The following is a 20,540-nucleotide window of genomic DNA, read 5'->3' as shown; positions in this document are numbered from 1 at the left end:
GGGGCATCGACCCGGGTGGGCGGTCGTCGGCCTCGCGGCCGAACCCCGCCCGCGCCGCGCCCCCCCCCCCCCCCCCCGGGCCCGCCTCCGCCCCGGGTTCGGCGCCCGGGGCGGACGCGGCACCCGGGACCTCGGCGGAGCCGGGCGTCGGGGCGGGGCCTTCGGTCGGCGCGTCGGGGCGCCCCGCTCCCGTGGCCGAACCGTCGGCGTCCGACGCGGCGGGCGGGTCCGGGGTCCCGGTCGTGCCGAGGTCGGGGGCCGCGCCCTCGGCGGCTGCCGGACTCGGGGTCGTGGCGGCGGTGGCGGCGAGGCGCAGGGCCGTCAGGAGGGGGGCCACGGCCGGTTCGTGGCGCAGCGCGGTGGCGGAGGCGTCCGTTTCGGCCGGGACGCCCGCCGTGACGAGGGCGCGGCGCATCGCCGGGAGGGTGCGGCCGCCGGCGCGGACGAGGACGGCCATGTCCTGCCAGGGCACCCCGTCCTCCAGGTGGGCGCGGCGCAGGACGTCGGCGATGTTGTCGAGCTCGGACCCTGCCGTCGGGTACGTGTACACCTCGACGCTGCCGCCCTCGCGCGCCGGCCGGAGCGCCCGGTGGGCCTTGACGGCCGCCGACGGCAGGCGGGGTACGGGCATGCGGGTGGTCAGCAGCCGGGTGGCGGCGAGCAGCGCGGAGCCGGAGCGGCGGCCGACGGTGAGGGCCCGTACGGCCGCGCCGGGGAAGGCGGACTCGAAGTCCAGGACGTTGTTGATGTCGGCGCCGCGGAAGGCGTAGATCGACTGGTCGGGGTCGCCGAAGGCGACGAGCGTGCCCCCGGGGCCGTTCAGGGCGCGCAGCAGCCTCAGCTGGGAGGCGTCGGTGTCCTGGTACTCGTCGACGAGGATCACGTCGTACGCGGAGGCGAGGGCCGGGGTGCCCTCGGCGAGCAGGACGGCCCGGTGGAGGAGTTCCGCGTAGTCGAGGGCGCCCTGGAGGTCGAGGACGTCGAGGTACTCGGAGAGGAAGGCGGCGGCGGCCTTCCAGTCGGGGCGTCCGAGCCGGGTGGCGAACGAGTCGAGCGCGGCGGGGCCGAGGCCGAGCTCGCGGGCGCGGGCCAGCACGGCACGGACCTCGTCGGCGAAGCCTCGGGTGGTGAGCGCGGCCCGCAGGTCGTCGGGCCAGCGGATGGAGCGCAGCCGGCGCTGGCCCTCCAGCAGGGTGCGGACCATGACGTCCTGCTCGGGGCCGGACAGCAGCCGCAGCGGGTCGGCGAAGAGTTCGTGGTCCTGGTGGGCGCGGACGAGGCCGTAGCAGAACGAGTGGAAGGTGGTGGCCTGCGGGGCCCGGGCGCCGCCGAGGCGCAGGGCGGCCCGGTCGCGCAGTTCCACGGCGGCCTTGCGGCTGAAGGTGAGGATCAGGATGCGGGCGGGGTCGGTCCCGGCCTCGACGCGGGCGGCGGCGGCCTCGACGAGGGTGGTGGTCTTGCCGGTGCCCGGTCCGGCCAGGACCAGGAGCGGTCCGCCGGTGTGATCAACCACCGCGCGCTGGGCTGCGTCCAGCACAGGGGGAGCCACCTGTTCCGGCCCGGTGCGCACCAGGCGGTACGCGTCGGCAGCCCGCGTACGCCGCTCTGAGCGGCCGGAGGAAGAGGTGATCACGTGAGGTGCCGGTCCTGGTGGGTCTGCGGTTGCTGCGGTGGTGACGGCGGCGGCGGGGACTGCGGTGGCCGCACCCGTCGCGTGAGCCGAAGGGGCCACGCTACGCCAATCGCGCCGGCTGCCGCAGTCCCTCGTCGGGGGGTGGGACGTCGCCCCGGAGGCCTCCGGTGTCGTCCCCCGTACGGGCCTTCGAGCGCCCGCCGCCACTGCGCATGGCCGAAGCTGTCAGGTGTGAGCCTCGTCGCCTCCGTCCCGCTCGTCACTCCCGTCCCATCGGGCCCGCCGCATGTCCAGTCGCGGTTCGCCGGAGGCTGTCTCGCGCAGCGGGGTGCCCTCGGCGCGGTAGTGCTCCAGGGCCCGCGCCTCGCTGCCGGGCAGGGGGCGGCCGTCGGCCCGTACGACCCGCCACCAGGGGACGGCTCCTCCGTACAGGGCCATGACGCGCCCGACTTGGCGGGGTCCGCCCTCGTCGATCCACTCCGCGACGTCCCCGTACGTCATCACCCGGCCGGGCGGAATCCGCTCGGCCGCTTCCAGCACCCGCTCCGCGTGGGCGGGCAGCTCTTCGCTCATCCGACCCATGCTGCCCGATGCCACCGACATCCGGACGGAAGCTTCGGTTCCATACCGGCGCGCACCCTGCTGCCCCGGCCGACCGTCGGTCCGTGCCACCATCTTCCGGGCGGTGACTGGTGATACGTGATCAAGAAGAGACGGATGTGACGGCGAAGGAGCAGGGTGTGAGCCCTCCGGACGGCAGTACGCCGGGCGCGGGCCGGGGCGGCCGCAAGGGCCGCGGCAAGGGCCGTCGTCGGGGCGGCCGCGCCGGTGACGGCGGGGAAGCGGGCAGACGCCCCGGCCCCGGTCCGGACGCCGGTCCGGACGCCGCCGCCCTCGCCGGGGCACGCCCCGACGCGCTCCCCGACACCCCTCCGGGCGCGGGCACCGGAACGGTTCCCGACGCGGGGACCGACGCCAGGACCGGCGCGGGAACCGGCGCCGCCGCGGCGGGCCCCGCCGATGCCGCACACCCCGAGGCCCGCCCCGACGACACCCGGTCCGACGACGCGCACCCCGACGACCCGCCCGGTCACAAGCCCACGGCCGCCGACCGCGTCGAGGTGGACGAGCCGTTGCTCGCCGCCCGCGTGCACCGGCCCTCCGACCTCGTACGCCTCCTCGCCGGCGTCCTCGGCATCGCCGTCGTCCTCGCCATCGCCGCCTTCGCCCACGCCACCACCGCGGGCCTGGAGCAGGACATCACCAAGGGCACCGGTCAGGCGCCCGACCTGTTGATCAAGGTCGCGGGCCTGGTGTCCTCGATCGCCGTGCTGCTGGTCCCGGTGGCGTTCGCCATCGAGCGGCTGATCAAACGCGACGGACTGCGCATCGCCGACGGAGTCCTCGCCGCGGTCCTCGCGCACGGCGTCACCCTCGCCACGGACCTGTGGGTCTCCCAGGCGGCCTCCGCCACCGTCCAGGACGCCCTCACCCGGCCCACCGGGGTCGCCGGGGCCCTCACCGATCCGGTGCACGGCTACCTCGCACCCGTGATCGCGTACATGACGGCCGTCGGGATGACCCGGCGGCCGCGCTGGCGGGTCGCCCTGTGGGTGGTGCTGCTGCTGGACGCCTTCGCGATGCTGGTCAGCGGCTACACCACCCCCTTCTCGATCATCCTGACGGTGCTGATCGGCTGGAGCGTCGCGTACGGCACCCTGTACGCGGTCGGCTCGCCGAACGTGCGGCCGACCGGGCAGAACCTCCTCGCCGGACTGCGTCGGGTCGGCTTCCAGCCGGTCAGCGCGATGCGCGCGGAGGCCCCCGACGGGGACGGCGCCGAGGTCGGCGACCGGGGGCGGCGCTACCACGTCACCCTGGAGGACGGGCCCGCGCTGGACGTCACCGTCGTCGACCGGGAGCAGCAGGCGCAGGGCTTCTTCTACCGGGTGTGGCGGCGGCTGACCCTGCGCGGGATCACCACGCGGCGCAGCATCCAGTCGCTGCGCCAGGCCCTGGAGCAGGAGGCCCTGCTCGCCTACGCGGCCATCGCGGCCGGGGCGAACGCGCAGAAGCTGATCGCGACCTCCGAGCTGGGGCCGGACGCCGTGATGCTCGTCTACGAGCACCTGGGCGGGCGGAGCCTGGACGCGCTGCCCGACGAGGAGATCACCGACGAACTGTCCCGCAACGCGTGGGAGCAGGTACGGGCCCTCCAGTCGCGGCGCATCGCGCACCGGCGGCTCACGGGGGACGCGTTGGTGGTGGATCGTTCCGGCAAGGTCATCCTCACGGACCTCCGCGGCGGCGAGATCGCGGCCGGTGACCTGGTGCTGCGCATGGACATCGCGCAGCTGCTGACGACGCTGGGCCTGCGGGTCGGCCCGGAGCGGTCGGTGGCCTCGGCGGTCTCGGTGCTCGGGCCCGACGCGGTGGCGGACTGCCTGCCGCTGCTCCAGCCGATCGCGCTGAGCCGCTCCACCCGCTCGACGCTGCGCAGGCTCGCGCGGGAACGGGCGGCCCGGGAGCGGGAGGCCGTACTGGAGTCCTCGCGGGTCGCGAAGGCGGAGCGCGAGGCGGGAGCGGAGCAGGCCGCGGCGTCGACCAGCCCGGCCGCCGAGCGCAAGGCCGAGAAGCGGGCGCTGGACGACGCCATGGAAGAGGCGCGGGAGGAGGACCTCCTCAGCCAGATCCGCCGGCAGGTGCTGCTCATCCGCCCGCAGGCGCCGGTGGAGCCGGCCCGGCTGGAGCGGATCCGGCCGCGCACGCTGGTGTCCTTCATCGCGGCCGCGTTCGCGGCGTACTTCCTGCTGTCGCAGATCGCCGACCTGCAACTCGGCAGCATCATCGCGAACGCCCAGTGGGGTTGGGTCGGGGCGGCGCTGGCGTTCTCGGCGATCAGCTACTTCGCCGCCGCGATGAGCCTGCTGGGCTTCGTCCCGGAGCGGGTGCCCTTCCTGCGGACGGTGGTCGCGCAGGTGGCGGGCTCCTTCGTGAAGCTGGTGGCGCCGGCCGCGATCGGCGGTGTCGCGCTGAACACCCGCTTCCTCCAGCGGGCCGGAATCCGGCCGGGGCTGGCGGTGGCGAGCGTCGGCGCCTCGCAGTTGTTCGGACTGGCCAGCCACGTCCTGCTGCTGCTGGCGTTCGGCTACCTGACGGGCACCGAGAAGACGCCGGAGATGACGCCGTCCCGGGCGGTCATCGCGGGTCTGCTGACGGTGGCGGTGCTGGTGCTGGTGGTGACGGCGGTCCCGTTCCTGCGGAAGTTCGTCGTGACCCGGGTACGGGCCCTGTTCGCGGGTGTCGTCCCGCGCATGCTCGACATCCTCCAGCGGCCGCAGAAGCTCCTGACCGGCATCGGCGGCATGCTGCTGCTGACCGGCTGCTTCGTCCTGTGCCTGGACGCCTCGATCCGCGCGGTCGGGGGCGGGGAGGACATCAGCTACGCGAGCATCGCGGTGGTCTTCCTCGCCGGCAACGCCCTGGGCTCGGCGGCGCCGACCCCGGGCGGCATCGGCGCCGTGGAGGCCGCGCTCGTGGTCGGCCTGGTCGCGGCCGGCCTGGACCGGGACATCGCCATCTCGGCGGTCCTCCTGTTCCGCACGATGACCTTCTGGCTGCCGGTCCTGCCGGGCTGGATCTCGTTCAACTTCCTGACCCGCAAGGAAGCGATCTAGTGCTGTGGCCGCGAACCGGTGGACCTTCCCGGTCACAGCACTAAGAAGGCGACCGGGGGAAACGATCCGGGAACCCCCGACCGGCGAGGACCGGACAGCCGCCGGGCGCCGGGGCGCGATGCCCGGGACCACCCGTCAGAACGCCGTGAGCAGTGTGGTCAGGAGGGCGGCCGAGAGGGCTAGTTCCACCGCGCCGACCACCGGGGGCCTCAGGCCCCGGCCCGGGAGGGCGGCCGCGCGGACGAGGCAGGTCGTGAAGAGCGGGGCCAGGCACGGGGAGAGGGCGCTCGCCACGGCCAGGGCCACCGCGTGGTGGGCGATCGAGCCGCGCCGGTGGGCCGGGGAGCGGCGCTCGCGGATCATCGTCTTCACGTAGGGCACGGTTCCCGCGAAGTAGAGCAGGCAGGCCAGGGCCGGGCGCCAGGTGGCCGCCGGGTCCGCGCCGCCGAGGCGGGCCGCGACCAACAGCATGCCGCAGGCCGGGACCACCGCGACGAGGCCGTTGACCAGGGCCCGTTCCCGGCCCCGCACCGCGTACCGGGTGTTCACCGCGACGAAGGGCGCCGCCGCCGCGCCCGCGATCAGCAGCCAGGGGTTCAGGAGCACCAGGGGTAGGCCCGCCGTCGCGGCGGCGGCGCCGAGGACCACGGCCGGCCGGCCGTGGCGGGCGGCCGAGCGCAGGCCGCGCGCCCGCAGCCGCAGCCACTGCTGGGCGTGGAAGACGGCGGCGTACCCGAGCAGCCAGGCGGCGAGCAGCAGGACGTGTTCCGGGCCGGGGTGGGGCGCGAGGAAGGTGCCCGCGAGGAAGGGCACGGCCAGCATCGCCCACGCCCCGTGCTGGTCGGGGATCCAGCGGTACCCGTCGGCCGCCACCGTCCGTCCCTCCTCCTGTCGTCGTGCTCCGCGCGGTGAGCCCGCGGCGCGATTCGCCCACGAGCCCGCGCAGTTGGGGTCCCCTCCAGGGTGGACCCGCTCGGCCCGCGAAAGTGTGGAAGGAGGTCACGGGTGGACGGGACCTTTGTCACCGGGTTCGGGTGCGCGGCGGGCGTAGCGTCGATTCGGGGTCCGTTCCGTCCCGTTTCCCGCCCTGGAGGGTCGTTGTGCACGAGCATCAGAAGAGCCAGGGGCGTCCGGAGGACCAGGCGCGGCCGAACGCCGTCGAGTCGCTCATCAGGGCGGGCAGCTTCTTCACCCGCGCCGAGGTGTCCGACGACCTGCGTACGGTGCACCGGACGGGCGGCCGCGCCGCCGAGGCCTTCTACCGGGACCGGTGGAGCCACGACAAGGTCGTGCACTCCACGCACGGGGTGAACTGCACGGGTTCCTGCCGCTGGAAGGTGTTCGTCAAGGACGGGATCATCACCTGGGAGACCCAGGCCACCGACTACCCGTCCGTCGGCCCGGACCGTCCCGAGTACGAGCCGCGCGGCTGCCCGCGCGGTGCCTCGTTCTCCTGGTACTCCTACTCCCCCACCCGGGTCCGCCACCCGCTCGTGCGCGGCACGCTGCTGGAGATGTACCGCGAGGCCAGGGCGCGCCTGGGCGACCCGGTCGAGGCGTGGGCCGACATCCAGGGCGATCCGGAGCGGCGGCGGGCGTACCAGCGGGCGCGCGGCAAGGGCGGTCTGGTGCGCGCAAGCTGGGAGGAGGCGACCGAGATCATCGCCGCCGCGCACGTGCACACCATCGCGGAGCACGGTCCGGACCGGGTCGCGGGGTTCTCGCCGATCCCCGCGATGTCGATGGCCTCGCACGCGGCGGGGGCCCGCTTCCACTCGCTCATCGGCGCCCCGATGTTGAGCTTCTACGACTGGTACGCGGACCTCCCGGTGGCCTCGCCGCAGGTGTTCGGCGACCAGACGGACGTGCCCGAGTCGGGCGACTGGTGGGACGCGGCGTACCTGATGATGTGGGGCTCGAACGTCCCGGTGACGCGTACTCCGGACGCGCACTGGATGACGGAGGCCCGCTACCGGGGCCAGAAGGTCGTCACCGTCTCGCCGGACTTCGCGGACAACACGAAGTTCGCCGACGAGTGGATGCACCCGCATCCCGGTACGGACGGGGCGTTGGCCCTGGCGATGGGCCACGTCGTCCTCAAGGAGTTCTTCGTGGAGAAGGAGACCCCCTTCTTCACGGACTACGTCCGCCGGTACACGGACCTGCCGTTCCTCGTCTCGCTGACGGAGACCGAACGGGGTCTGGTGCCGGGCAAGTTCGTCACGGCCGCCGACCTGGGGCAGGACACCGAGAACGCCGAGTGGAAGACCGTCCTCGTCGACGACGTCACGGGTGAGCCCGTCGTGCCGAACGGCACGCTCGGTCACCGTTGGGGGAAGAACGAGACGCCCGAGTGGAACCTGGACCTCGGGGACACCGTGCCCCGGCTGTCCCTCCTCGGGGAGGGCGCGAGCGCCGAGATCGTCCTGCCGCGCTTCGAGGACGACGAGCGGGGCGCCGCCGTCCGGCGCGGGGTGCCCGTGCGGCGGCTCGGGGGCCGCCTCGTCACCACGGTCTTCGACCTGATGCTGGCGCAGTACGGGGTCGGCCGTCCGGGTCTGCCCGGCGAGTGGCCCACCGGGTACGAGGACGCCTCGCAGCCCGGCACCCCCGGTTGGCAGGAGTCGCTGACGTCGGTGCCGGCCGCCCAGGCGGCCCGTGTGGCACGGGAGTTCGCGGAGACGGCCGAACGGTCCGGGGGCCGTTGCATGATCCTGATGGGCGCCGGCACCAACCACTGGTTCCACTCCGAGACCATCTACCGCTCCTTCCTGGCCCTGCTCACCCTCACCGGTTGCCAGGGCCGCAACGGGGGCGGCTGGGGGCACTACGTCGGGCAGGAGAAGTGCCGTCCGGTCACCGGCTGGGCCACCCTCGCGGCGGCCTCCGACTGGTCGCGGCCGCCGCGCCAGATGATCGGCGCGGCCTGGTTCTACCTGCACACCGACCAGTGGCGCTACGACACCCTGCCCGCCGAGGCGTTGGCCTCCCCGCTCGCGTCGGGCGCCTTCGCGGGGATGAGCGGCGCGGACTGCCTGGCCGCGAGCGCCCGGATGGGCTGGATGCCGTCGTACCCGACCTTCGACCGCAACCCGCTGGAGCTGGCGGAGGCCGAGGACCCGGTTGCCGAAACGGTTCGCCGGCTGCAGGACGGCACGCTGGGCTTCGCCGGCGAGGACCCGGACGCCCCGCGCAACTGGCCGCGCGTGCTGAACGTGTGGCGGGCCAACCTCCTCGGCTCCAGCTCCAAGGGCAACGAGTACTTCCTCAAGCACCTGCTGGGCACCCACTCCAACCTCCCCGACGACGGCCCGCGGTGCGAGCCGAGGGACGTCACGTACCGGGAGGAGGACGTGGAGGGGAAGCTGGACCTGCTGATGTCCATGGACTTCCGGATGACGTCCACGACGCTGCTCTCCGACGTCGTCCTCCCGGCGGCCACCTGGTACGAGAAGCACGACCTGTCCTCGACGGACATGCACCCCTTCCTGCACGCGTTCACCCCGGCCGTGGACCCGCCCTGGCAGGCCCGCTCCGACTACGACGCCTTCCTCGCGATCGCCCGCCGCTTCGGCGAGTTGGCCGGTCCCCGGCTCGGCGTCCGCAAGGACCTCGTCGCGACCGCCCTGCAACACGACACGGCGGGCGGCGAGATGGCCCAGCCCGGCGGGGTGGCCCTGGACTGGTCGAAGGGCGACTGCCCGCCCGTGCCCGGTCGGACCATGTACAACCTGACGGTCGTCGAGCGGGACTACGGGGCGGTCGGCGAGAAGTTCGCCGCGCTCGGCCCGCTCGCGGAACGGCTCGGCGTGACGACGAAGGCCATCACCTACGACGTCGCCGAGGAGGTCGCCTACCTCGGCGAGAAGAACGGACTGGTCAGGGGTGGTGTCGCGGACGGCCGGCCGCGTCTGGACACGGCCCGGCGGGCCTGCGAGGCGATCCTCTCCCTGTCCGGCACCTCCAACGGACGGCTGGCGACCCAGGGGTTCGAGACGCTGGAGAAGCAGGTCGGCACGCGCATGGCGCACCTGGCCGCCGAGGCCGAGGGCAAGCGGATCACCTTCGCGGACACGCAGGCCCGTCCCGTCCCGGTGATCACCTCGCCCGAGTGGTCGGGCTCCGAGGCGGGTGGGCGCCGCTACACGGCCTTCACCGTGAACACCGAACACCTCAAGCCCTGGCACACCCTCACCGGCCGCCAGCACTTCTTCCTCGACCACGACTGGCTGCACGAGGTCGGGGAGTCCCTCCCCGTCTACAAGCCGCCGCTGAACATGCACGCCCTGTACGGGGAACCCGAGCTGGGCGTCGTCGACGGGAGGACGGTCGCCGTCCGCTACCTGACCCCGCACAACAAATGGGCGATCCACAGCCAGTACCAGGACAACCTCTACATGATGACGCTCGGCCGGGGCGGCCAGACGGTGTGGATGTCCCCGCAGGACGCCGAGGCGATCGGTGTCGCGGACAACGACTGGATCGAGGCGGTCAACCGCAACGGCGTGGTCACCGCCCGCGCGATCGTCTCCCACAAGATGCCGCCCGGCACGGTCTACATGAACCACGCGCAGGAGCGGACCGTCGGCGTCCCGAGGACGGAGAGGACCGGCCGCCGCGGCGGCATCCACAACTCGCTGACCCGGGTGATGCTCAAGCCCACCCACCTGATCGGCGGCTACGCCCAGCTGACCTGGGCCTTCAACTACCTCGGCCCGACCGGGAACCAGCGCGACGAGGTGACGGTCATCCGCCGCCGCGACCAGAAGGTGGAGTACTGATCCGCATGCGCGTCATGGCACAGATCGCGATGGTCATGAACCTCGACAAGTGCATCGGCTGCCACACCTGTTCGGTCACCTGCAAGCAGGCGTGGACCAACCGGCAGGGCACCGAGTACGTCTGGTTCAACAACGTGGAGACCCTCCCCGGCCAGGGCTACCCGCGCCGCTGGGAGGACCAGGAGAAGTGGAAGGGCGGCTGGGAGCGCACCCGCTCCGGCCGGCTGCGGCTGCGGGCGGGCGGCCGCCTCGCCAAGCTGGGCAAGATCTTCGCGAACCCGGACCTGCCGGGGATCGACGACTACTACCAGCCGTGGACCTACGAGTACAAGAACCTCACCGAGGCCCCGGCCGGCGACGACATGCCCACGGCCCGCCCCGTCTCCCAGATCACCGGCGAACCCATCGACACGATCGCATGGGGTCCGAACTGGGACGACAACCTCGGCGGCGCCCCCGCGCACGCCCCGCGGGACCCGATCGTGGAGAAGATCCGCGACGAGGTGGGCGAGAAGATCCGCTTCGAGTTCGAGCAGAGCTTCATGTTCTACCTCCCGCGGATCTGCGAGCACTGCCTGAACCCGGCGTGCGTCTCCTCCTGTCCCTCGGGCGCGATGTACAAGCGCGAGGAGGACGGCATCGTCCTCGTCGACCAGGACCGCTGCCGCGGCTGGCGGATGTGCGTGACGGGCTGCCCGTACAAGAAGGTGTACTTCAACCACCACACCGGCAAGGCCGAGAAGTGCACGTTCTGCTTCCCGCGCGTCGAGGTCGGCATGCCCACCGTGTGCTCCGAGACCTGCGTGGGCCGGATGCGCTACCTCGGCGTGATGCTCTACGACGCCGACGCGGTCGCGCGGGCCGCGGCCGTCGAGGACGAGCACGACCTGTACCCCGCCCAGGTGGACTGCTTCCTGGATCCCCACGACCCGGCCGTGGCCGCGGCCGCCCGCGCGGCCGGCATCACGGACGAGTGGCTGGAGGCGGCCCGCCGGTCCCCCGTGTACGACCTGATCGCCGGCTACCAGGTCGCCCTCCCCCTCCATCCGGAGTACCGCACCATGCCGATGGTCTGGTACGTCCCCCCGCTGTCCCCCGTCGTCGAGGCGGTCGCCGCCACCGGCAGCGACGGCGAGGACGCGGGCAACCTCTTCGGGGCGATCGACGCGCTGCGCATCCCCGTCGAGTACCTGGCGGCGATCCTCACGGCGGGCGACACGTACGCCGTCGAGGCGGTGCTGCGCCGGATGGCGGCCATGCGGGCCTACATGCGGAAGATCAACCTCGGTGAGCCGAAGGACGAGTCGATCGCCGCCGCGGTCGGGCTGACCGGACACGAGATGGAGGACATGTTCCGGCTGCTGGCCATCGCCAGGATCGAGGACCGGTACGTGGTCCCCACGGCCGCCCGCCCCGAGGCCGAAGCCCTCGCCGACACCCACCCGCTCGACGCCGGCTGCCCCGTGGGCGAGGTCCCCGAACCCCGCGTGATGCTCAACCTCAGCCCCATCAGGAGGAGTGCGTGAACCCCCATGGCCTGGTACGCCTGGTCTCCGGCTGCGCCCTGCAGTACCCGGGCGACCACTTCCACGACGAGCTACCCCGGCTCCGGGCGGCCCTCGCCGGGGCACCCGCCGAACCGGCCGCGCTGCTCGGCGCGTTCCTCGACCACACCGAACGGCTGGGGCCGATCGAGCTGTGCGCCGAGTACACCGCCACGTTCGACACCCGCAACCGGCGCTGCCTCTACCTGACCTGGTGGACCGACGGCGACACCCGCCGGCGCGGTCTGTCCCTCGTCCGACTCAAGCGGATCTACCGGGACTTCGGGCTGGAGTTCGCCGGCGAGGAACTCCCCGACTTCCTGCCCGTGGCCCTGGAGTTCGCGGCGCTGCGGGAGGAGGCCGGTACCGAGCTGCTCCAGGAGCACAGGGCCGGGCTGGAGCTGCTGCGCCTCGCGCTCACCGAGTGCGGATCCCCGTACGCCCGGGTCCTTGAGGCCGTCTGCGCCACCCTGCCCGGCACCTCGCCGCGGACCCGGGCGGCGGCGAAGGCGCTGGCGAGGAACGGGCCGCCGCAGGAGCTGGTGGGCGCGGGCTCGGCCCTCGAACCGTTCGGGCCGGGCATCGACCCGCCGCAGGACCTCCCGACCGACTTCCCGGCGGTGCTCGCGGGCGGCTTCCCGTCCGGCCGGACCGCCGACCTCCCCTGGCCCACCACCGGAAGGAGGACGGCCTGATGGACCTCCTCCTGTGGGGCGTGCTGCCGTACGTCTCGATCGCCCTGCTCGTCGCGGGCACCGTCTGGCGGGCCCGGTACGACCAGTTCGGCTGGACCACCCGCTCCTCGCAGTCGCACGAGTCCCGGCTGTTGCGGATCGGCTCCCCGCTCTTCCACTTCGGCATGCTCTTCGTCGTCGTGGGCCACGTCGTGGGCCTGCTGATCCCGATGGACTGGACCGACGCCCTCGGACTGAGCGATCACGCCTACCACCTCCTCGCCGTCTCCACCGGGGCCGTCGCGGGCCTCGCGGCCGCCACCGGCATCGGGATCCTGGTGTACCGCCGGTTCACGGTCCCGGCGGTCCGCAGGGCGACCCTGCGCGGCGATCACCTGATGTACACCTTCCTGCTCGGCGCGATGATCCTCGGCCTGACCGCCACCCTCCTCAACTCGACGGGGCGGACCGGTGGTTACAACTACCGCGAGGGCGTCTCGATCTGGTTCCGCAGCCTGTTCACCCTCACCCCGGACTACGGGCTGATGGCCGGCGCGCCACTGGTCTTCAAGCTGCACGTCCTCTTCGGCCTCACCCTGTTCGCGCTGATCCCGTACTCGCGGCTGGTGCACATGTTCTCCGCGCCGCTGAAGTACCTGGCCCGGCCCTACGTGGTCTACCGGCGGCGCGATCCCGGGCAGCAGGCGAACCGTCCGCCGAGGCGGGGCTGGGAGCGGCCGTCTTGAAGCGGCCCACCATCGTGCGCCGACCCCGGCACGCGGTCGCCGAGCGTCCCTTCCTCGTCATCTGGGAGGCCACCCGGGCCTGCCCGCCGGCCTGCCCGCACTGCCGGGCCGAGGCTCTGACGGCCCGCGACCCGCGGGAGCTCGACGGGGCGGACGCCCGCCGGGTGATGGACCAGAGCGCCGCCTTCGGCCGGCCGGGCCCGCTCTTCGTGATCACCGGCGGGGACCCCTTCCAGCGCGCCGACCTCACGGACCTGATCGCGTACGGGACCTCGCTCGGGCTGCGGGTCGCCGTCTCCCCCTCCGGGACCCCGACCCTGACCCGGGAGAACCTCGAAGCCGTCCGGGACGCCGGCGCGGTGGCCCTGTCGCTGTCCCTGGACGCCTCCACCGCCGCCCGGCACGACGCCTTCCGGGGCGTCCCCGGCGTGTACGAGCGGACCCTGGAGGGTTGGCGGGCCGCCCGCGAGCTGGGCATGAAGGTGCAGGTCAACACGACGGTCTCGTGAAGGACCGCACGCCGGCCTCGATCTACCGGGAGTCGCGGCTGTTCACCGAGCTGCGCGACCCGTCGCTGCTGCGCGGCCGGTGCGGGGCCTGCGAGTACAAGGCGGTGTGCGGGGGTTCGCGGTCGCGGGCGTACGGCGCCACCGGGGACGTGCTGGCCGCGGATCCGTACTGCGCTTACGAGCCGGGCAGCTTCCCGTACCCGCGGGACGTGGCGGCCCTGACCGAAAGCACGATGCGCTGAGCCCCACCCGTCCCATATGTTTCAAAAGGGAACATATCGTCCACGGCCGCAGGAGAAGACAATGCGTTCAGTGATCGTCGTCGGTGGCGGCATCAGCGGCCTGGCGGCCGCCTGGCAACTGCGCGGCCGCGCGGACGTCACCGTGCTGGAGGGCCGGGCCAGGGTCGGCGGCAAGCTGCGCACCGGCACCATCGCCGGCATCACCGTCGACGAGGGCGCCGAATCGCTGATGGCACTGCGGCCCGAGGCCGTGGAACTGGCCGCGGCCGTAGGGCTCGGCAACGCCCTGCGCGACCCGGAGCGGTCCCCCACCACCATCTGGACCGACGGCGCCCTGCGCCCGCTGCCCGCCGGACACGTGATGGGCATACCCACCGACCCGGCCGCCCTGACCGGCACCGGACTGCTCTCCGCGGAGGGCGTCCGCCGGGCCGTGGCGGAGGAGACCCTCGCGGCCGTCCCGCTCACCGAGGACTGCACGGTCAGCGCCTACCTCGGCGCCCGCCTCGGGCAGGAGGCCGTCGACCGGCTGGTCGAGCCGCTGCTGGGCGGCGTCTACGCCGGCCGCGCGGACCGCCTCTCGCTGCGCGCGGCGATGCCCCGGATCGCGGCCCTCGCCGAACAGGGCGCCCCGCTGCTGCCCGCCCTGCGCCGGATCCGGGCCGCGGGCGCCCCCCACCCGGCCGCGGTGGCCGTCCAGGGCGTGGCCGGCGGCACGGGCCGCTTCCCGCAGGCCGTGGCGCGGGCGTGCGGCGCGCGCATCCTCACCGGTACGACGGCCCGCTCCCTGCACCGCCTGCCCGGCGGCGGCTGGCGCGTACAGGCGATGACCTCCGACGGCCCGCTGACGATGGACGCCGACGGCGTGATCCTCGCGCTCCCCGCCTTCGCCGCCGCCGAACTGCTGCGACCCCACTCCCCCCTCGCCGAGGAGGAACTGGCGGCCATCCCGCACGCCTCGACCGCCGTCGTCACCATGGCCTTCTCCCGGGCCCGGTCCCACTTCCTGCCGCAGGGCAACGGGTTCCTCGTCCCGCCCGTGGACGGCCACACCCTCAAGGCCGCCTCCTTCCTCTCCAACAAGTGGGCCTGGCTGCACGACTCGGCCCCCTCGGTGTTCGTGCTCCGCGCCTCCATCGGCCGGATCGGCGAGGAAGAGCTGCTGGACCGGCCCGACCGGCACCTGGTGCGCACCGCCATCGCCGAACTCCACCACGCGGTGGGGCCCATGGGCGAACCCCTGGCCGCCCGCGTGACCCGCTGGGACCGGGGCCTGCCGCAGTACGGCGTCGGCCACCGGGAGCGGGTGACGCGGATCCGCGAGGCCGTCGGGAAGCTCCCCGGCCTCGCGGTGTGCGGAGCGGCCTACGAGGGCGTGGGCGTCGCGGCCTGCGTGGCGACGGGCCGCAACGCCGCGAAGGAGATCCTGGCCGACGACTGACGCCGACGCCGGCAGGACGGGCCGCCGGACCCCCGAACGGCCCACGGCGCGGGCGGAGCGGCCACGCCCCCCGCAGGATGGGGAACATGCCGAGAAACGCCCTGCGGAACGCCGCTGCCGCCGCCCTCGCCGCCGCGCTGCTCACCACCGCCGCCTGTTCCGACGGGGGCGACACGAAGAAACCGGGCGCCGACGGCTCCGGCGACCCCAAGCCCCTCAAGTGGGGCGAGTGCGACGCCCCCACCGCCCTCCAGGGCGGTGGCCCGACGCCCGGCAAGGACTGGCAGTGCGCCACCCTCGACGTGCCGCTGGACTACGCGAACCCCGGGGGCGAGACGATCCCGATCGCGCTGATCCGCGCCAAGGCCCGGGACCCGAAGAACCGCATCGGCTCGCTCGTCTTCAACTTCGGCGGTCCGGGCGGCTCCGGCATCGCCACCCTCCCCGGCGCGGCCAAGGAGTTCGACGCCCTGCGCGACCGGTACGACCTGGTCAGCTTCGACCCCCGGGGCGTGGGCGACAGCGCCCCCGTCCGGTGCGAGACCGACAAGCAGTTGGACGCGTACTACGCCCAGGACTCCTCCCCGACCACCCCCGGCCAGGAGAAGGCGTACGTCGACAGCATCAAGGAGTACCAGAAGGCCTGCCGGGCGAACTCGGGCCAGGTCCTGCCGTACGTCGGCACCGAGAACGCCGCCCGCGACCTGGACCGGATCCGTCAGGCCCTCGGCGACGAGAAGCTGAACTACTTCGGCATCTCCTACGGCACCGAACTCGGCGGCGTCTACGCCCACCTCTTCCCCAAGAACGTCGGCCGGGCCGTCTTCGACGCCGTCGTGGACCCGACGCAGACCTCCGAACAGGGCTCGCTCGGCCAGGCCAAGGGATTCCAGCTGGCCCTCGGCAACTTCGCGCAGGACTGCGTGGACCGGGGCGACGCCTGCCAGCTCCAGGGCAGCACCGCCAAGGAGATCGAGGAGAACGTCATCAAGCTCCAGAAGTCACTGGCCGCCAAGCCCATCGCGGGCATCGGCGACCGGCGGCTCACGGAGAGCGCGGCGACCAACGGCATCGCGCAGGCCCTGTACTCCAAGGAGCTGTGGCCGCTGCTGGAGCAGGGCCTCGACGAGGCGGAGGGCGGCCAGGGCCAGCTGCTGATGGCACTCTCGGACTCGCTCAACGGACGTGACCAGCAAGGGCGTTACAGCAACATCATGGCCGCGAACACGGCCATCAACTGCGCCGACTCCAAGGAGCGCTACACCCTGGAGCAGACCAGGGCCAAGCTCCCGGAGTTCCGCGCGGCGTCGCCCGTCTTCGGTGACTTCCTCGGCTGGGCCATGCTGAGCTGCACCGACTGGCCCGTGGCGGGCGCCTGGGAGACCCCGGACGTCTCCGCCCCCGGCTCCGCCCCGATCCTGGTGATCGGCAACACCGGCGACCCGGCGACCCCGTACGAGGGGGCCCGCAAGATGGTGGAGCGGCTCGGTGAGGGCGTGGGAGTGGAGCTGACGTACAAGGGCGAGGGTCACGGCGCCTACAACAGCGGCGACCCCTGCGTCCAGAAGGCGGTGAACGGCTACCTGCTGGACGGGACGGTGCCGACGGCGAACTCCGTCTGCACCGCGGCCCCGGACCCGACCGGGACACCCGTCGGGCCGGACGCCTCGCAGAGCACCTGAGTCCCCCGGGCCCGGCGTCCGGGACGGGACCGCCGGGACACACGAACGGGGCCGTACCGCGCGGACGCGGTACGGCCCCGTCGGGTCGTTCTGGCGGAGCGGATCGCTCCTAGTAGATCGGCTTCTCGGGCTCGATCTGGTGGACCCAGCCGATGACGCCGCCACCGACGTGCACCGCGTCCGCGAAGCCCGCGGACTTCAGGACGGCGAGGACCTCCGCACTGCGGACACCCGTCTTGCAGTGCAGGACGATGCGCTTGTCCTGCGGCAGGTCCTGGAGGGCCGTGCCCATCAGGAACTCGCCCTTGGGGATCAGCTTCGCGCCGGGGATCGAGACGATCTCGTACTCGTTGATCTCACGGACGTCGATGATCTCGATCGGCTCGTCGTTGTCGATCCACTCCTTGAGCTGCTTGGGAGTGATCGTCGAGCCCGCGGCGGCCTCCTGGGCCTCCTCCGACACGACGCCGCAGAAGGCCTCGTAGTCGATGAGCTCCTTGACGGTGGCGTTCGGACCGCACACCGCGCAGTCGGGGTCCTTGCGGACCTTGACCTGGCGGTACTGCATCTCCAGGGCGTCGTAGATCATCAGGCGGCCGACGAGCGGCTCGCCCACGCCGGTGAGGACCTTGATGGCCTCGGTGACCTGGATGGACCCGATGGACGCGCAGAGCACGCCCAGCACGCCGCCCTCGGCGCAGCTCGGGACCATGCCCGGCGGCGGCGGCTCCGGGTACAGGCAGCGGTAGCAGGGGCCGTGCTCGGACCAGAAGACCGAGGCCTGGCCGTCGAAGCGGTAGATCGAACCCCACACGTACGGCTTGTTCAGCAGCACGCAGGCGTCGTTGACCAGGTAACGGGTGGCGAAGTTGTCCGTGCCGTCGACGATGAGGTCGTACTGGCTGAAGATCTCCATCACGTTCTCGGCTTCGAGCCGCTCTTCGTGAAGGACCACGTTGACGTAAGGGTTGATGCCCAGCACGCTGTCGCGCGCCGACGCGGCCTTGGAACGGCCGATGTCCGCCTGGCTGTGGATGATCTGGCGCTGCAGGTTCGACTCGTCGACCTCGTCGAACTCCACGATGCCCAGCGTGCCGACGCCGGCCGCGGCCAGGTACATGAGGGCGGGCGAGCCGAGGCCGCCGGCGCCCACCGCGAGCACCTTGGCGTTCTTCAGGCGCTTCTGCCCGTCCATCCCGACATCGGGGATGATCAGGTGACGGGAGTACCGACGGACCTCGTCAACGGTGAGCTCAGCAGCTGGCTCTACCAGGGGTGGCAGCGACACGGGGGCTCCAGGCGGGTCATCCCCGCGGTCACGGGGAGCATCAAAGGCTTGTTATGTCCCGTAACACTGCCACGCTCCACTTCATTCCGAGACACTCGTCCCGATCCGCGAGACGATTTCGTCCCAGTACCCGGGCATCGAGGCCCACGGGTCCCGGTCCCCGGCTCCCCGCCGGTCGGTCAGCCAGACCGTCCCGGCGCCCTGCCAGCGGGCGATCCGGACGGCTTCCTCCAGGTGGGTGCGGGGCACCCCGTGGACGAGGTGGCAGAACCGCTCCGGCGGGTGCTCGGCCGTCCACTCCGCCACCTGCGACCAGCGGTAGTCGGCCCAGGCCCCGGAGAAGGTGACCAGCTGGTCGGCGGCCTCCGCGTAGCCCGCGTACGGGTGGGTGCCGTGCCCGAGGACGATCCGCAGGCCCTCGCCGAGCCCGCGCAGCGTGTCCGTGACCCGGCGGACGAAGGCCAGTTCGGACCGGTCGGCGGGCACGTCGGCGAGGTAGAAGCCGCCCACCCCGTACCAGTCGCGGAACCGGTGCGCGTCGGCGATCAGCTCCGCGAAGGGCCGCGAACCGTCTCGCATCGCGAGATGGCCGAGGAGGCGGGGGCCACCGGCGCCCGGGGCGCGCAGCTTCGCCGCCGCGTCACCGCAATGCGGGTCGGGACGCCCGCCCGGGCCCTCCGTGACGTTGAGGACGGCCCAGTGCAGGGGGGTTCCGGGCCGGGTCAGCTCGGCCCACTCGACGGGGGCGAGCAGGGGATGGGCGTAGCCCGGGGCGCCGAGACCGAGGCGGCCGGCCTCGGTCGCGGCGGCCGCCGGGGCTCCGGGCGGCGTGGTCAGATGCGGCACGCCGCCTCCATCCAGATGTCCGCCAGGGATTCCTCCAGGTTGATGCGCGGCCGCCAGCCGAGCCGGTCGCGGGCGGTGCGTACGTCGGCCTGCTGCCAGGCGCCGCAACCGTCCGGGTACGGGTAGGGCTGCGGGGCGGTCCCGGCGATCTGCTCGGGGGTGGCCTCGGAGCGCGGCGAGCCGATGGCGGCGAGGCCCGGCGGCCGGCCGGGGTGCGCGTGCTGCTGGGGCAGGTCGAGTTCGTGCAGGGCTCCCCCGTACCCGGCGACCCGGGCGAGGACGGCCGCGGCGTCGCGCAGCCGGACCGCGCGGCCGGTGCCGATGTTGACGACGCCCTGGGCGGCGGACAACGAGGCGGCGTGCACGGCCCGGGCGACGTCCCGCACGTCGACGAAGTCGCGCTGCACGCCGAGCCCGCTCAGCTTGAGCTCGCCGTCCCCGGACTGCATCGCGCGCCGCATGGCCTCGGCGAGCCGGCCGAGCGGGGAGCCGGCCGGGGTGCCGGGGCCGACGGGCGAGAAGATCCGCAGGACCACGGCGTCCAGCCCCGATCCGAGGACGAGCTCGGTGGCGGCGAGCTTGCTGACGCCGTACGGCCCGCCGGGTCTCGGCACGGCGTCCTCGGCCGTGGACGAACCGGGCTGGCTGGGCCCGTACTCGGCGGCGCAGCCGAGCTGGACGAGCCGGGCGCCGCAGCCGCTGCGGCGCAGCGACTCGCAGATGGTGGCGACGGCGACGGTGTTGTGCCGGGTGAGTTCCCGGGCTCCGCCGCGGGTGGCGCCCGCGCAGTTGATGACGACGCCCGGGTGGACGGCGTCGAGGAAGCGGGTGAGCGCGCCGGGACTGCCCGTCGCCAGGTCGAAGCGGACGTCGGCGTCGTCCCCGCGGCCGAGGGCGGTGAGCTGGACGGCGGGGTCGGCGAGCAGCCGGTCCGCGACGTAGCGGCCGAGGTACCCGTTGGCTCCGATCAGCAGCACCCTCATCGCGCCGCCCCTTGGTTGTTTGGCTGGCCGGTCATCCTGTTTCTCCTTGGTGGTGGGGTCCGGTAGGGGGTACGGCGCTCCGGCGTCGGCTCCGAAGCTCAGGGACGCGCGTGGGCCGAGGCCCGGGACAGCGCGAGGAAGGCGTGGACGAGGAGTCCCGCGGCGGCGGCGGTCACCACCGCCGGGTCCGGGACGAGGGCGAGGGCCAGTGCCACGGCCACGGGCGCGCGGTGCGCGCCGTGGCCGAGCAGCAGACGGGCCAGGAACAGCAGCACCGCGAGGGGCACGGCCGCCGCGAGGGGGGCCCCGATCACCGCGGCCGCCCCCGTGGCGGCCGCGGTGAACAGCAGGAGGGTCCCGGCGAGCAGGGGCCGCGCTCCGTCGGCGAAGTCCTCCAGCGCCCGGCTGGCGGCGAGCCGGCGCCGGGCCCCGGCCGCGAAGAGCAGCGCGGTCAGGTGCCCGGGGGCGACCGCGAGGGCGAGGGCGGCGCCGAG

15 protein-coding genes and 1 pseudogene are annotated in these 20,540 nt (G+C 73.5%); 9 read left to right on the top strand and 7 right to left on the bottom strand.

Annotation, left to right across the window (positions count from 1 at the left end; translation table 11 throughout):
- Positions 1-1,570, bottom strand: a 1,570-nt coding sequence (locus tag NOD94_RS32075) for an ATP-dependent helicase (protein WP_348652366.1), incomplete at its 3' end; no start/stop codon positions are given.
- A gap of 288 nt (positions 1,571-1,858) precedes the next feature.
- Entirely contained in the window at positions 1,859-2,215 is a 357-nt protein-coding gene (locus tag NOD94_RS32070; protein ID WP_281209688.1) for an MGMT family protein, read from the bottom strand.
- A gap of 158 nt (positions 2,216-2,373) precedes the next feature.
- Between NOD94_RS32070 and NOD94_RS32065 the strand changes: the two genes are divergently transcribed.
- Positions 2,374-5,310, top strand: a complete 2,937-nt coding sequence (locus NOD94_RS32065) for a lysylphosphatidylglycerol synthase transmembrane domain-containing protein (protein ID WP_281209685.1) — start codon at positions 2,374-2,376, stop codon at positions 5,308-5,310.
- Between the two features lie 135 nt (positions 5,311-5,445).
- On the opposite strand, the gene NOD94_RS32060 is transcribed toward NOD94_RS32065, so the two are convergent.
- Positions 5,446-6,183, bottom strand: a complete 738-nt coding sequence (locus NOD94_RS32060; RefSeq protein WP_281209684.1) for a YwiC-like family protein — start codon at positions 6,181-6,183, stop codon at positions 5,446-5,448.
- Between the two features lie 296 nt (positions 6,184-6,479).
- On the opposite strand from NOD94_RS32060, the gene NOD94_RS32055 reads away from it, so the two are divergent.
- The 8 genes from NOD94_RS32055 to NOD94_RS32020 all read left to right on the top strand — a co-directional run bounded on the left by NOD94_RS32055 (position 6,480) and on the right by NOD94_RS32020 (position 16,929).
- Positions 6,480-10,091 (top strand): nitrate reductase subunit alpha, encoded by a 3,612-nt coding sequence (locus NOD94_RS32055; protein ID WP_281209687.1) that lies wholly within the window; start codon positions 6,480-6,482, stop codon positions 10,089-10,091.
- Positions 10,092-10,096: 5 nt separating this feature from the next.
- On the top strand, positions 10,097-11,617 hold the full coding sequence (gene narH, locus NOD94_RS32050) for a nitrate reductase subunit beta (protein ID WP_281209683.1): 1,521 nt from the start codon (positions 10,097-10,099) through the stop codon (positions 11,615-11,617).
- Entirely contained in the window at positions 11,614-12,330 is a 717-nt protein-coding gene (gene narJ / locus NOD94_RS32045; RefSeq protein ID WP_281209682.1) for a nitrate reductase molybdenum cofactor assembly chaperone, read from the top strand. Before narH ends, narJ begins: the two co-directional genes overlap by 4 nt.
- Positions 12,330-13,055 carry a respiratory nitrate reductase subunit gamma gene (gene narI, locus NOD94_RS32040; RefSeq protein ID WP_281209681.1) on the top strand — a complete coding sequence of 242 codons (726 nt, stop codon included), beginning with the start codon at positions 12,330-12,332 and terminating at the stop codon, positions 13,053-13,055. Before narJ ends, narI begins: the two co-directional genes overlap by 1 nt.
- Positions 13,052-13,564, top strand: a complete 513-nt coding sequence (locus tag NOD94_RS32035) for a radical SAM protein (RefSeq protein WP_281209680.1) — start codon at positions 13,052-13,054, stop codon at positions 13,562-13,564. The genes narI and NOD94_RS32035 overlap by 4 nt, the downstream gene beginning before the upstream one ends.
- Complete coding sequence (locus tag NOD94_RS32030) at positions 13,561-13,806, top strand: hypothetical protein (protein WP_281209679.1); 246 nt, start codon at positions 13,561-13,563, stop codon at positions 13,804-13,806. Before NOD94_RS32035 ends, NOD94_RS32030 begins: the two co-directional genes overlap by 4 nt.
- Positions 13,807-13,867: 61 nt before the next feature.
- Positions 13,868-15,247 (top strand): protoporphyrinogen oxidase, encoded by a 1,380-nt coding sequence (gene hemG / locus NOD94_RS32025; RefSeq protein WP_281209678.1) that lies wholly within the window; start codon positions 13,868-13,870, stop codon positions 15,245-15,247.
- Positions 15,248-15,333: 86 nt separating this feature from the next.
- Positions 15,334-16,929: an alpha/beta hydrolase gene (locus tag NOD94_RS32020; RefSeq protein ID WP_281209677.1), complete on the top strand. Its 1,596-nt coding sequence runs from the start codon at positions 15,334-15,336 to the stop codon at positions 16,927-16,929.
- 109 nt (positions 16,930-17,038) lie between these two features.
- Here NOD94_RS32020 and moeZ read toward each other — a convergent pair whose 3' ends face one another.
- The 4 genes and pseudogenes from moeZ to NOD94_RS32000 form a co-directional block, all read right to left on the bottom strand.
- Positions 17,039-18,217, bottom strand: a complete 1,179-nt coding sequence (gene moeZ / locus NOD94_RS32015) for an adenylyltransferase/sulfurtransferase MoeZ (protein WP_281209676.1) — start codon at positions 18,215-18,217, stop codon at positions 17,039-17,041.
- Between the two features lie 81 nt (positions 18,218-18,298).
- Positions 18,299-19,063, bottom strand: a complete 765-nt coding sequence (locus tag NOD94_RS32010) for a spherulation-specific family 4 protein (protein WP_281209675.1) — start codon at positions 19,061-19,063, stop codon at positions 18,299-18,301.
- Complete coding sequence (locus NOD94_RS32005; RefSeq protein ID WP_281209674.1) at positions 19,051-20,046, bottom strand: NAD-dependent epimerase/dehydratase; 996 nt, start codon at positions 20,044-20,046, stop codon at positions 19,051-19,053. The genes NOD94_RS32010 and NOD94_RS32005 overlap by 13 nt, the downstream gene beginning before the upstream one ends.
- Before the next feature lie 98 nt (positions 20,047-20,144).
- A pseudogene (locus NOD94_RS32000) lies at positions 20,145-20,540 on the bottom strand (hypothetical protein); the annotation flags it as partial.

Source organism: Streptomyces sp. Isolate_45 (assembly GCF_024721315.2).
GTDB lineage: Bacteria > Actinomycetota > Actinomycetes > Streptomycetales > Streptomycetaceae > Streptomyces.
This window is presented reverse-complemented; position numbering and strand designations above follow the sequence as displayed.